The sequence below is a fragment of the Dokdonella ginsengisoli genome (genome assembly GCF_042652785.1).
Taxonomy (GTDB): domain Bacteria; phylum Pseudomonadota; class Gammaproteobacteria; order Xanthomonadales; family Rhodanobacteraceae; genus Dokdonella_A; species Dokdonella_A ginsengisoli.
Genome location: NZ_JBHSHD010000006.1, coordinates 415206 through 429480, shown reverse-complemented (window position 1 = coordinate 429480; position 14275 = coordinate 415206). Strand labels below are relative to the sequence as shown.

Sequence of the window (14275 nt, the reverse complement as noted above, 5' to 3'; positions counted from 1 at the left end):
ACTCATCGATGCGCTGTCGTTCAGCGGCTGACCCCAGTCCGACAGCACCGCCGACGTCGAACCCTGTGCATCCGTCAGGAAGTACTGACGCTCGATCCGGTAGTTCTGCTCGCCGAACACGTTGGCCGTCTGCACCACCAGCACCGGCCCCACGTAGCGGCGCACTTCCACCCGCGCCACCGAGCCGGATATCCAGTGCACCTCCGCCGATCCGACGTAGTGCAGCACGTCCAGCGTCGAGGTCACCGTCGCGTTCGCGTAGTTCAGGCGGCGGATCTTCTCCCGGTTCGGACCGTACTCGTATCCCGTCTTCTGTCCGCGGCTCGCCGACTTCAGCTCGCTCGGCAGGTCGTAAGGGGTGTACTTGAACTCCGTCCCCGCCTCGCCTCCGCGCAGTACGTTGCCGTTCGCGTCGTAGCAGTACTTCGCCAGGGCCGTAGTGGTGACGGCGTGGGGCCCCGGCTGCGCCGCACCCGGCGTGCCCGAGCAGCCCGTCCCCGGGGCTTCGCCGTACGTGTAGCTGTTGACCACGCTGCCGTTGACGTACTTCTTCAGGATGTTGCCTTCGGCGTCGTACTGCACGGTCAGGCTCGGCGGGACCGGAGAGGTCACGCCCGTCGTCATCGTCGAGCCGGTCAGGCGCTGCAGGGCGTCGTAGCTGAACTCTTCGCGCAGGTTGCGGCCGCCGCCGTAGTTCATCGAACCGGTGCGGTCGTGGCGCCACGCCATGTTGCCGGCGGGGTCGTAGCCGTAGCTCAGATCCTGCGTATACCCGCCGGAACTCTCGATCCGCGTCAGGCGCCCCGTACGCAAATCGTAGGTGCGCTCGGTCGGCATCTGCGCGCGCGAAGACCGGTATTCCGACGTGACGTGGCCGTAGGCGTCCATCGCCAGCGCCTCGTAGTAGACCAGGCTGTTGCTGGCCGGATACGCCGATCGGATGCGCACCTGGTATCCGTAGGCGTTGTACTCGTACAGCTCGCCGGTCGTCGGCAGGCCCGGCGCGGTGAAGAACGTCTGGAACGCACGGCCGAACTGGTCGTAGCTGCTCTGGTCGACGTAGGTCTTGCCGTCCAGCTCGGTGTTCACCACGACCGGCTGTCCGTAGCCGTTGTAGCCGTACGTGCGCTGCACCTTCTGCGTGCCGTTGACGGTAACCGCTTCCTGCGCCAGCTTGCCGTAGCCGTAGGAGGCCGTATCGAAGCGCCACTCCGATTTCGTGTCGACGGTCCCGGTGCAGGAGGCGTTGTCGTAGTCCTGCCGCTGCCACAGCCGACCGCGTGCGTCGTAACGGTTTTCGGTACAGGTATTGCGCGGACTCACCTGCCTGATGACCTGGCCCAAGCCGTCGACCTCGTAGGACCAGATTCCCGCATCCGGGTCCGCAGACGTCGTCTTGCGGCCCAGGGAGTCATATCCCGCCGTCGAGAAGCGATTGTTGCGCCCGGCAGAAAGCAACGCCCCGTAGCCGTCGTAGATGTACTCGACCTTCAGGCCATAGGCATCCGTCGTCGAGAGCACATTGCCGACACCATCCTTCTCCTGGCGTGTCGTTTGCCGGAGCCCATTCTTGTTCGACGGCAGCGTCGTCGTCGTGGCGAGCTTGTCGTAGTCGATCTCGACCACGCCGCCGTCGGGATTGTCGATGCGGATCGGGCGATTGAGCGGATCGTACGTCGTCGTGGTCCAGTAGATGACGGAACCGCTCGCCGGCGTGGCGGCGCCGGCAGTGCTGTTGGAAGCCAGGAACGGCTGCGACTTGCGACGGACATTTCCTCGGGCGTCATATTCCGTCAGGACGGTGACGAAGTCCGACGACGTGAATCCCTGGGTCAGGCGAACGGCCTCCCGGCCCAGCCGGTCGTAGAACACCTTGGAGACCGGAGCCCCGCCCGCTTCCGTGCGCTCGTAATACGCCAACGCACGATTGGACGGGCATAGAACGGAATTGCAGGCCACGTAGTCGTATTTGGCCCACTTGCCCGTGGCGTTCCACTCGAACCGCTTGCGCCCCATGGCGTCGTAGCCGATCTTCGCGGTGACGAGATTGGCATCCCGCAGCTCGGTCGGATTGCCGCCCTTGTCGCGATTGACCACGGTGCTTGCGGGAAGCTCCGTGGATGCGTCGCCGCTCGCCGAGAAGCCTTCGTAAGTGGTGTTGGGATAGCGCCCCAGCGAGTCGTATGTACTTCTTGCGTAACGGGTGATGCCGTGCCCATTCGAAATGGGGTGGAACACATAGAAACTGCTGCCGCCGGAAATTCCGCGGCAGGTGCTTTCAGGAAGGGCGGTACTGCATGTGTAAGTCGCAGCCTTGTTTCCGAACGCGTCGTAGCGATAGTAGGTCGCGACGGTCTTGGCGGCGGGATCCGGCTGCAGCGCAGCGAACGTGCTGCCAGTCAGACCCTCGACCTTTTCCGACTGCAGCAGCTTGCGCGTGTCGCCAGGATTGCCTGGATCGTCGTAGGTGAACGTGGAGCGGCGCCCGTTCTTGGCTCCGGTCGAGCGCTCGTTGAACACCGTGGCAGTCAGCAGGCGACCCAGCCTCCAGGTCGCTCCGCTGTTGAAATAGGTAAATTCGCTGGTGGTGGTCAAGGTGATGCCGCCGCCCGTCTTGACCACGGTGCTTTTTTGCGGATTTCCGAAGTCGTCGAAGCGGCCGACGTCGAAGCTGGTCGATTCGGTGCGCAGCGTCGCCCCGCTGGTTTTCAGGTCGTAGTCGAACGTGGTCGAGCCGGCGCGGGCGATGAAGAGGTTCGGCCGAATGGCGGTGCTGGGTGTCGCCGCGGGCACAGGCGGGCTGCCCAGAGGAGCGAGGTGGGCATCCTGCAGCGCACTGGGCTGCACGCGGTACCGCCAGCTGTCCATGACGACTTTCAGCGACTGGGCTCCGCTGGGAATATCGTCGTTGCACGTGGTGGCGAGGCCGGCCGAACAGACCGGGGTGCGCACCAGGCATTGCGGATGCTCGGAGTTCGGCGTCGAGCTTCCCTGGTTGGCCAGACAGCTGTCCGCCGCGAAGCTCGGCAGGTAGTACGTGGTGGTCCGGATCGGCGTCCCCGTCAGCGGATACGTCTGGCTGTACGTCGTGTCGACGTACATGCCGGTCTGGTAGTCGTAGGCGCCGACGCGGCGGAAGCCCAGCGATCCGCGGCCGCCGGCCTGCACCTTGAGGCCGCTGTAGGCGTAGCGGACGATCGCCTCGTCGTTGGGATTTCCGCTCGAGGGTGAGCTGCTCGTCACGTAGTGCGCGACGTAACTCGGTGTGGCCATGTCGAATATCGCCGAACCGCGGCCCCAGGTCGCGAACGACCCGATGTAGTCGCGGCGGTATACGGACGAGAAGGTCAGCGGCGAATAGGTGATGCGTGTCGCCGCGCCGAAGCCGTTGGTGATCGTCGTCACCAGGCCGCGCGACTGGTGATGCGACATCGTACGGTTGGCGTGCCAACCGCCATCGGCATCTCCTTCGCCGTCCGTCGCCTTGATGATCAGATAGTCGAGGATGCCGTCGCCGTCGTAGTCGGCGCCCAGACGCATCCATTCCGGGCCCGAGGTCGAGCTGTATTGGCTTTGCAAGCCCGTGGGTACATAGCCATTGCCGTTCCAGAGATGGATCGTGTAGGGAATGTTCGAGCCAGACTGCTTGCCCGGACACCAGAAATCGAGCTTGCCGTCGCCGTCGAGATCCGCATGCTGCACGACCACGTCCAGGCCCGCCTCGCCGTCGCTTCCGCCGACCTCGACCGTCTTGCAGCTGCCGCCGACGATCGCGTCGGAGGCGACGGTGGTTCCGCCGGCCAGCACGTACCGCCAGATGTGGTTGCCGTCCGTCCGGAACAGCAGATCGGCCAGGCCGTCCCCGTTGATGTCGATAACCTTCGCACGCGCGGGGACCGACTCGATGCGGGCGTTGCGGAATTCGGGCAGGTTGGCACCCAGCCACTCGTACATCTCGAACTGGAACTTGTTGCCCTGCACCCCGAGCGAGCGGAATCCCTTCAGCACGAAGCCGTCGTTGTCGCCGTTCGGCTGGTTTGCGCCCGCCACCTCGTCGGCGTTCTGCAGGACCGGCAATCCGGGATTGTTTCCGGCGCAGCCGTGATAGTCGCGCAGGACGACGTGAATATCGGCACGACCGTCCCCGTCGAGGTCGACCGCACCGGACTGCTCCGCGTCGTGCTTGTTCGGTCGCGAATTGGCGAGGTCGCATTCGAGTCCGTTGTCCGGTCGCCTGAAACTGACCGGGAGCGACGGCGCGAACGCAAATGGCCGACCGCTCGCCCCCGGCTTCAGCAGGGCGATCCGGTACGACTGGCTCGGCAGCACGTACAGCAGGTCGGGACGCCCATCACCGTCGAAGTCTGCCAAGGTGCTGGACGCCGGCGCAGGGCTCGCTTCGATTCCGGATTTCAAGGCGACACCGCCGCCACCGCTTGCGGGATCGGTACCCGGTCCGCCGACGGAAAGATTGTTCAGGATGACCTCGGCCGTACCGAAACCTCCTCCCGCAAGTGCGGGCCGGTATTTCCACTCCCATCCCGTCGTCCCATTCTCGGCGTACAGGACGTCGTCCAGTCCGTCGCCGTTGAAATCGATCACCTCCCACAGCGCACCGAAATCGAAGTTGCCGAGCGTGACGACATCCACCGGTGCGCTGAAATGGAGCCCGCCCGCCGCCGTGGGCCGGCTGTAGCTCACACGAAGGCGGTGGTTCTTGTCGATCCAGAGCAGGTCGCTGCGATGGTCTCCGTCGAAATCGCCGAGCTTGTGGGAACGAAGATCCGGAAACTTTTCCGAAGCCGTGAGGTTCGACGAGCCCTGGATGGCGGGATCGCCGGTGATGTCGTCCTGCGCCTGATCGCTCCAGGCGAACGTCGTGGGCGCATAGCAGACGGTGGCACCGACGTCTGCGCACTCCTTGATCGTACTCAGGCGCGGACGGATCGTCCCGTTGCCGGACAGCCCCAGCGGATTGGAATACGTGAGCGCGTAGCGGCGAAGGAAGCCCTCGGCACTCTTCACATCGATGCTGCCCACGATCATGGAGCGCTGGGTACGGCCCCTGCCGAATCCCGACGAACTGAGTACCGCATAGCTGACGTCGTTACCGCCGCCGATCGTCGAATTGAACGTCACCTGTCCACCGGAGTAGGTGATGCTCTGCAAATAGCGCTCGCCCAGCCCGTTGATCGCGGAATAGTTGTAGGTCAGCGTATTGCCGCTCGCGTCGGCGAGCGTGGTCTGCAACCAGGAGACGGCGACCGGCGGCGCCGCGGTTCCGCCGCAGCCGAAGCACTTCGACGCCACCGTTCCGGCCGCGCCGCCGTAGCGGCGAACGGTACCATCCTTGCCGTAGACGGCGAACGTGTAAGCGCTCAGCGGCGCGGTTTCGCCGGGAACGGTGACGTTGCCGACGGACTCCAGCACTACCTTCTGGAAGGACTCGATTTCCGTGCGGTAGACGGCGCCGACGGCTCGATGCGTGCCGCTCTGCAACAGCAGCCTCTGGCCGTCCAGGCAGAACGCGGATGCGACGGCGGACGGGGGATCGGTGTCGCCGAATTCCACGCCGGGCCGGCAGGGAAGGATGGCGGAGTTGCCCTCCAGGGTCACGCCCGTACCGAAATAGCCCATGCCGGCGCTGCTGTTGTAGACCAGCGCCAATGTCGGAGCGAAACCACCCGAGCCCGGCGCCACGGCCAGAGGAATGCGATACGTCGCGCTTCCGCTTTCGTCGACGCGGAACTCCCCGACGACCGCGCCCGCCACGTTGGCATCGAAGCTGGGGGAATACGGCGTCGGGGCAGGAGGCGTAGCAGGCTGCCCACTGGTGGAATCACCGTTGCCGGGATCCGGGCCGTAAGCCCGCACTTCGGCGGACTGATCCACGAGCGTCCCCGACGGCGTGGAATCGTCCACGCCAGGACCGGTCCAGAGCTCGTAGACGACGCGATCGTTCGGACGAAGTACGTCCACGACTTCGCCGTTCGAGACGGGCGCCGATGTCGGAATGACCGCCAGGCGGGTGTAGCTCGAATCGCGCAGGTTGCGCCGCCAAGGGGTCGGCTTGCCGCTGCTCGAATGCCACGGTACCCAGATGTTGCAGGTGCCGTCGATCGTGGTGGTCTTGCACGAATACTGCACCGGCTCGATGCCGGTGCTGTTGGTGATCTTGCTCAGGTTCTTCTGCACACCGACGGGCGGGAAGAAATTCGAGCTGGCCAGCTGCTGCGCCGCAGCGGCGGAATTGAACTGGTTGGCCGGGTTGGTCAGGCTCGTCACCGTGACATTGCCTTCGGTCCCGGCATTGCTGGTGATGTTCCTTTGGATGTTTCCCACGTCCTGCTTCGTGGTGCAGCCGGCAGGATTCGTCGGCGTGGACGGGCAAGTTTCCAGCGGAATGCCGTTCGGATAGCGGGCGGGATTGGGCTGGAAATACCACAGCCGGCCCTGTCGACCGGTGAGTGGCGGCGCGGGGCAATGCAACGCGCTCGTGCACGCCGGCGCGTTCATGTCACTGACCAGCCACACCGGCTGCTGGGTGGAATCGAACGTGAGCAGGACGTTGAAGTCGACGAACTGCCCGGGAAGCCCTTCCGCCGGAGTCGGAGGTTGCAGAATGTTGAGCGACAATCCCGGAACCGCATCGGGAGAGCTGGCGCCGCTGGTATTCCAGTAGCCGGAGAAGAGCTGGTTAGCTCCAATTCCGGTATAGATGGGTGTGGGACTGCCGTTGAGCACGGGGCCGCCGCTCGATGTGCCCGGCGCCGGCGGGATGTGGATGAAGCTGGCCAAGCACTCGCTCATCGCGCTCGGACGCACGGTTCGCAAGTTGTCCCAGTCCCAATTCACCGCCATTCGGGTCGGATCATTCGGGAAGAAGCGGATCGCCACCGAGCCGGTTGCGGGCCCTTCCGTACCCGGAGCGGTGTACTTGTAGAGCTTCCCGCTCCAGGTTTCACCGTTGACGGCGCCCATCCTTGACGCAAGCCATATCGGCCGGCCGAGTTCCGTGTAGGTATAGAGGAACACCTTGAGCTGCGTGTGATCGTCGCTCCAAACCAGATCCCAGCTTCCGGCACCTCCCCCGCTGCGCACCCACAGCCCCGGCGTGGACATGTCCGGCCCACCCTCCCAGGGAGAGACGTTTTCATCGGCGCACAGCTGCGCGGCGCGAGTCTCATCCGGCGGCGTCTGGTTCGCGAAAGCGGCCAACGCCGGGCCGGCAAGGAAAAATGCCGCCAGGCAGCCAAGCGCCCGCGCCCAATGAACGCCACGACGCGGCGCCGGAAATTTCATTGCCACTGCAATTCCCCTTGAAAACGAATGAAGAGGCGCACGCGACGGCCCCTTAGCCTCGGGTCGCGCACGCAAAGAAAGGGATTTTCGCCTAACCGGTGGAGACGATCAATTGGAGGCTATCCAAACCCGCACGCGGCACGAAATCCCCTCCCCGTTCATTGCAAGAGGATTTCAACTGGATAAATGGATTATTGTTTATGTGTAAAAAATTGCATCTTGTAGCGCTGACTGAACAAATCGTTCGCGCAGTTGCGGTATCTCCCACCCTGAAGTTGGCAGCAAGCGAAGGAGAGCCCGGGCGCCGAACGCCGGCCACTGTGCGACAGGTCCGGAAAAAAAGGAGGGCTCCTCGCGGAGCCCCCCATACCCACTTCAGTCCCGCAATTTCAGCGACGCTGGGTCTTGCTGGCCTGCGGGCCGTGCACGACGGGCCGGTGCGACGGCACCTGCCGCGGCGCCGGGGCCGCTGCGTCGATGGTCACGTCGTCGACGTAGACGTTGCCGTCAGTGCTGCCGGTGGCCGCATAGTCGAAACGGATCTCGTGTGCCGCGTCGTCGGCATAGCTGGAGACGTCGACCGACACGCTGACCCAGTCGCTTTCCTCTTCCGCCGTGAGCGCATCGAACGTCCATACCTCCGTGCCGTCGACCGAGACCTTCAGCGTCGCCGTGCCGCCGCTCGGCACTCCGCCGACCCGACGCCAGAAGTTCAGGTAGCGCGAGCCGCCGCCGGCGATGGTCACGCTCTGCAGCCAGTGCTGGCTGCTCGCCTCGCCCCAGCCGCCACCCCAGACCACGAAGTCGCCGGTGTGCGCATCCGTGGTCGGACCGAAGGGATCGCTGACGCTGTAGAACGGCGTGCCGCCTGAGCTGGAGTTGTCATCGACGCCGGTCCAGTCCGGATTCTCCTCGGTGCTGCCGGGCGTGGCCTCGAAGCTTGGATCCTGCACCGGCTGCTCGACCGGAGCGCCGCCCTTGCCGTCGAAGCCGTCGCAGAAGATCGAGTCTTCCGCGCTGCACGGATCGCCGCCGGAGGCGGTGACGGTGAAGCTCACCGGCACGGTGACCTGCGGATTGGTCGCGTCGTTGCTCGCGATGCACAGGTCGGCGTCGTAGCTGCCGGCCGCCAGGCCGGTCGCGTCCATCGTGACGGTCACGGCGGAACTGCCGGCCGCGGCGGCGCTGCCCGAGGCCGGGGAAACCGACAGCCACGGCACGTCGGAGGGATTGGTGCAGCCGCCCGGCGTGGTACCGCTGCCACCGATGGCCAGCGCGACCAGCTGCACGCCGTCCTGCACCGTGCCGATCAAGGTGGCGGTACCGGTGGCGACGTCGATGGTGTACATGCCGGTCGACGCGTCGGCGAAGTACAGCGTCCCGGAAGCGGGATCGAAGGCCAGGCCGGCAAGATTGTCGGCGTCGATGCCCAGCGAGCCGATCACGGCGGTGTCGCCCGTCGACTTGTCGATCGATACCAGGCTGTCGCTGTCGGCGTCGATGCCATACAGATGGCCTTGCGCATCGGCCGCGATACCGGTGAGGGTGTCGCCCGCGGCCGCCCCCGTGATCGCGCCGATCAGCGCCGTCGCGCCAGTCGCCGGATCGACCGTCGAAAGCTCCTGGTCGCTGCTCGGGCCGATCCAGTACAGCGTCTGCGTCGTCGGATCGGCGGTCATGCCCCAGACGTCGCCGCCGCCCGCACTGGCCGAGATCTCGGTCGCCGCGCCGGTGGCCGTGTCGACTGAAAACAACCCGCTGTCGCCGAGCATGTACAGCGTGCTCGTGTCACCGTTCAGGAAACCGGAGCCCCAGAACGGTTGAAGATTCGCCGAGCCCACCATGGTCAGCGTCCCGGGCGTATTGAAGTCGAGCGAGTTCAGCGCACGATTGGCGGCGGTGCTGGAAGACCGTTGGGCGTACCCGTTGACGGCGGCACCGAACGTCACGGATGCGGCGATCCCGGACGCGGACGGCCCCGAAAGCGAAGACGGCGCGATCTTGGGACCCAGTGCATGCGCACTGCCTACCGGCCTGACCTGACGCTGATCCGCCGGAAAGTGCCCGCGCGCCGCGTCGGTGGTCTCGACGATCGACCAGTCCAGGCTGCCGCCGCCGGTGTTGCGGATCGTCAGCGACGCCGTGGCCGAGGCGCCGGCCGCGGCGGTGCCGCTCAGCGACGCCGGGTCGACCGCGATCTTCGGATCGGTGCCGGCGCCCGGCACCGTCACGCCGTACGTGCAGCCGGTATTGCCGTCCTCGTTGCCGGAGTTGTAGGCCACGCCGATCGCGTCGATCTGCGCCTGCGTATAGCCCAGCGCCGCGGCGGCATTGATCACCGCCTGCGCGGCATCCTTCTGGTTCGTGCTGCTGCCGGTCATCGACATGCCCTGGAAGTAGGCCTTGTCGAACGCCTGACCGCCGCCCGTCACGTCCAGCGCCTGGAGGTTCTTGCGCGCCTCGAGGTTGCAGGAAGACCAGTACTGGCCGGCGGTGTGGATCGCCTGCGTGCGGGCCTGCTCGTAGGTGCGCGTGAGCTGGTAGTTGAGTACGCGGCCGGGCCAGAAGTCGTTGTGGCCGTCCCAGTTGAAGACCCAGTTGTAGGCCGCGTCGCTCGCCGCCCACTGATCCGGATAGTCGCGGCTGTAGGAGCCCGCGGTGTAGTCACCGAAGCCCTCGCCCATTCCTTCTCCGCGGGCCGCGTTTCCCCCGGTGATCCAGTCGTGCAGGCCGTGGCCGAGCTCGTGGATGATCACGTCGGCGTCCTGCGCGTCGTCGACGCCGCCATGGCCGAACGCGAGATCTTCGGCACTCGGGCTGTAACGCGAATTGTCGTCGCCGCCCAGGCAGTTCTGGCAGCCATGCGGATCGACCTTGATTCCGCCGGGATGGCTCAGCGGCATCGCCTCGATGTCGAGCGTGTCGTTGACGTACTTGAGATAGCGCGTGACGTGGTAGTAGACCATCACGGCGTCGAACGTCGCGGCACTGCGCGTCACCGAGAAATCCGTGCCCGGCTGCGAAGGACAGGCGGCCGCATCGGTGGGCAGGTCGATGTCCGCGCAGACCACATGCGGCCCCGACAGCTCGTAGTTGGCGCCGTTCTGCGTGATGTCCTCGAGGGTCACCGTGACCAGGGCGCCGGTCAACTCCGGGGTGTCCGCGTTGTCGCCGTCGACGTATCCACCTCCGTAGGCCACCTTCTCGTACGACAGCGGATCGGGCGTCCAGATCGTGCCGGTGCCGGTGGCGTACTGCATCCGGTCTTCGGCTCGGAGAACCTCGCCGGACCCTGCATCGACCAGCAGTTCCCAGTCGCCTGCGGTCGGGGCCTGCACGGTCGCATTCACGCGCCACACGACGCGCGTTCCGTCCGGCGACGCATACACCATCTTGCGCAGCTTCTGGTAGCCGAACTCGGATGCGCCCAGGTACTGCTTGGCCACCGCCAGTGCATCGGCTTCGGTCTTGCTGTCCGCATTGGCGACCGCACCGAGCCCTTCGACGGCGGAGTTGGCCACGTAGATGACCTTGCCGTTGGGCTGCACGCTGACGGCGACGTCGCTGCCGTACACGGGCAGGCCCGCATGACGCTGCTCGAAGCGCACGACGGAGAAATGCCGCCCGGCGCGCAGGGTCGTGCGCGCCAGCGATGCGGCCTCGTCGGTCTTCAGGCCGAGCCTGTCATGGCGTGCGGCGAGGAATTCGCGCGCCATCGCCTCCGGCGCGGCGGCGCGCGCGGTGAACGCGGGCTCGGCGAGCGTGATGGCGGCGCCGCTGGACTTGAACCGACCGTCGATGCGGTCGACGCCGGCCTCGGCCGGCTGGATTCCGCGCGTCAGGGCCGCGGCGCGCGTTTCCGCCACGGTCCCGAGGGACCAGGCGGACGTGGCGAACAAGGCGCCTGCCAGCGCCGTCGAAAGAAGGCTGCAGCGTAGGATTCTTTGCATGGTGTGTCCCCGTATGACCTGCGTCGTGGGAATGGGCACGCCGTCGCGGCGCGAGCCGCCACGACGACTTTTCGCTATCGGCAATCACGGCTGCGACGCAGGAGCGGCGTAGGGAACGCCGCGATTTCCTCTCCCTCCGGAGCAACGAGCGAAGACGTCCGGATGCGTGCAACCGTTCGATCCTAACGACGGGACTGACGCATGCGGCACTGGACAAAACACCGGTGCCGAGCAGGGTTCTGGACGGATTGCGGCGTTGCGTTGCGCATTTCTGGACGATTTTCGTTTTCCGTATCGGGAAAATGAAAACTCTCTTTAATATTCGATCCGACCGGCGCCGGTCGAAAATGGCGGCGATTGCCCGATGCGAAAATCGCCGTCAGCGCGTTTCCTGCGGCAATGCATAGGCGACGACGTAGTCGCCCGGCGGCGTGCGCATGAAGTGATGGCCGCCGGCGACGACGAGCAGGTACTGCCGGCCGCCGGCTTCGTAGGTGATCGGCGTCGCCTGCCCGCCGGCCGGCAGCACGTCGCTCCAGAGCGTCCGGCCGGTGGCCAGGTCGATCGCGCGGATCAGGTTGTCGGTCGCCGCGGCGACGAAGACGAGGCCGCCGGCGGTGACGATGCTGCCGCCGTTGTTCGGCGTGCCGATGCCGATCGGCAGATAGGTGGGCAGGCCGAACGGTCCGTTCGCGCGCGCCGTGCCGAGCGGGCGCTGCCACAGCACGCTGCGCGTGTGCATGTCGATCGCCGTGATCATCCCGTACGGCGGCTGGTTGCAGAGCATCTGCGTGAACGGCATCAGGAACGGACTGACGTCGATGCCGTACGGCGTGTCCGCCTGCGCGCCGGCGCCTTCGGCACCGCCGCCGCCCGGCTCGTAGGCCGGATCGTCGATCGACTTCAGGCGCTTCGCGTCGGCCTGCTCGCGCGTGAGCAGCTGGTCGTACATCGGCGTGCTGTTCCAGTTCGCGATCATCACGCCGCGCGCGGGATCGAACGCGACGCCGCCCCAGTCGGTGCCGCCGTTGTAGCCCGGATACTCGATCCACGGCCGGGTCAGGCTCGGCGCGGTGAACTCGCCCTCGTAGCGCGCGCGCCGGAACTGGATGCGGCACCAGAGCTGGTCGAGCGGCGTGAGGCCCCACATGTCGCGTTCGGTCAGGTCGGCGAAGCCCAGGCGCGGCATGCCGGTCGACCACGGCTGGGTCGGCGCGCGCGGATCGTCCGCCATCATGCCGGCCGGCGCCGGGCGCTCCTCGACCGGCGTCAGCGGCGTGCCGTCGCGGCGGTCGAGCACGAAGCTCTGGCCGCGCCTGGTCGGCACGATCATCGCCGCAATCGCGCTGCCGTCCGCCGCGGGATAGTCGATCAGCGTCGGCGCAGCACCGAGGTCGTAATCCCACACGTCCTTGTGCACGGTCTGGAACACCCAGCGCGGCTCGCCGGTGCGCACGTCGAGCGCGACCACGGACGAGGAAACCGCGTTCTCCTGCGGCGTGCGCATCGCGCTGTAGTAGTCGACCGCGGAATTGCCGGTCGGCACGTAGACCAGCCCCAGCGTCTCGTCGCCGCTCATCGTGCCCCACGAATTCGGCGTGCCGCGGCTGTAGGAGCGGCCCGGCGGCGGCTCGCCGCGCTCGCCCGGCCGGTTCACGTCCCAGGCCCACAGGAACTGTCCGCTGTCCGCGTCGTAGCCGCGGATCACGCCGGACGGCGCCCAGCGCCGCTGGCCGTCGAGCACTTCGTGGTTGGCCACCAGCACGCCGCCGATCAGGGCCGGCGGCGAAGACGCCGCGGCGAAGCCGGGCACCGTCGGGCCCAGTCCGATCATCAGATCGACCTGGCCGCTCTCGCCGAAATCCGCGCACGGCTTGCCGGAGCCGGCATCGACCGCGATCAGGCGCATGTCGAGTGTCGCCTCGACGATGCGCCGACGGCAGGCCTGCCCTTCCGGCACGCGGTCCGACTCGTGATAGACCACGCCGCGGCACGCCGCCGTGTACGGAACGCTTTCGTAGCGCACCTCGGATTCGTAGCGCCAGATCTCGCGACCGCTGGCGGCGTCGAGGCGGATCAGATCGTTGGTCGCCGAACACAGGAACACCGCATCGCCGACCTTGAGCGGCGTGGTCTGCGCCGCCCACTTGTTCGGCTTGTCCGCCGGCGGCAGGTCGCCGGTGCGATAGACCCAGGCCCGCTGCAGCCGATCGACGTTCGCCGGCGTCAGCCGGGCCAGCGGCGAATGGCGCGTGGCATGGTCGTCGCGGCCGTAGGCACGCCAGTCGCCTTCCGGCTGCACCGGCGATACCGCCGCCGCCGGCGCGGTCACGAGAGGCCTGTCCGGCAACCGCGCAGTGGGCGCCGTCACGTGCATCGGCACGAAGGCGAACGCCACGGCCGCGACGAACAGCGCAGCCATCGCGGCCGCCGCACGGTGGGCCGATCTTCGCGCCACGCCCAGTCGCGGCGACAGCAGCGCCAGGAGGAACGCGAACGCCGTGACCAGACCCAGTCGCGGCACCCAGCGCCAGTAGTCGAGCCCGCTTTCCCACGCCGTCCACAACAACGTGCCGGTGAACACCAGCGCGTAGAACCACGCGCCGGAGCGCCGCCCGAGCAGGAGCAGCACCGCGGACATCGCCATGCCCGCGCCGGCCAGCAGGTAATACGCGGAGCCGCCGAGCAGGATCAGGCGCGCGCCGCCGACGGCGAGAACCGCGCCGACGAGCAGGATCGCGACCGCCAGCAGGCACAGGGCCCACGACGCGCGCTGACGTCCCTCGACGGGTCGGCTCATGTTCACTCCAATGGATTTTTCCGGATGCGCCGGCGGGAAATTCAAATGCGCGCGCAGGCGACCACCTTCGTCGCGGCGGCCGCAATTTTCCGAAAATGGAAAAATCCCTTTCCCGGACGGGAAGAAATCAACGGCCTGCGCTTCGCGCCACGAGGCGTCGCCGGATGCTAGAAGTCGTCATGGGAGCGGTCAATTTCGTTTTATTCATGCGTTGCATGAATAT

At 66.6% G+C, this 14275-nt stretch carries 4 protein-coding genes; 1 reads left to right on the top strand and 3 read right to left on the bottom strand.

Features of this window, described 5'->3' with window-relative positions:
• The 3 genes from ACFO6Q_RS07740 to ACFO6Q_RS07730 all read right to left on the bottom strand — a co-directional run.
• A partial coding sequence (locus ACFO6Q_RS07740; protein ID WP_380020043.1) for a toxin TcdB middle/N-terminal domain-containing protein occupies window positions 1–7302 on the bottom strand: 7302 nt, incomplete at its 3' end.
• A 389-nt stretch (window positions 7303–7691) separates the two neighbouring features.
• Window positions 7692–11201, bottom strand: a complete 3510-nt coding sequence (locus ACFO6Q_RS07735) for a DUF4394 domain-containing protein (protein ID WP_380020042.1) — start codon at window positions 11199–11201, stop codon at window positions 7692–7694.
• A 430-nt stretch (window positions 11202–11631) separates the two neighbouring features.
• Entirely contained in the window at window positions 11632–14052 is a 2421-nt protein-coding gene (locus ACFO6Q_RS07730) for a membrane-bound PQQ-dependent dehydrogenase, glucose/quinate/shikimate family (RefSeq protein ID WP_380020041.1), read from the bottom strand.
• 45 nt (window positions 14053–14097) lie between these two features.
• Between ACFO6Q_RS07730 and ACFO6Q_RS07725 the strand changes: the two genes are divergently transcribed.
• Entirely contained in the window at window positions 14098–14223 is a 126-nt protein-coding gene (locus ACFO6Q_RS07725; RefSeq protein ID WP_380020040.1) for a hypothetical protein, read from the top strand.
• The last annotated feature ends 52 nt before the right edge of the window (window positions 14224–14275 follow it).

Bases quoted from the DNA above. Each gene is read 5' to 3' on its own strand.
- ACFO6Q_RS07725 (WP_380020040.1), top strand. From the start codon at position 14,098: ATGCGCGCGCAGGCGACCACCTTCGTCGCGGCGGCCGCAATTTTCCGA.
- ACFO6Q_RS07730 (WP_380020041.1), bottom strand. From the start codon at position 14,052: ATGAGCCGACCCGTCGAGGGACGTCAGCGCGCGTCGTGGGCCCTGTGC.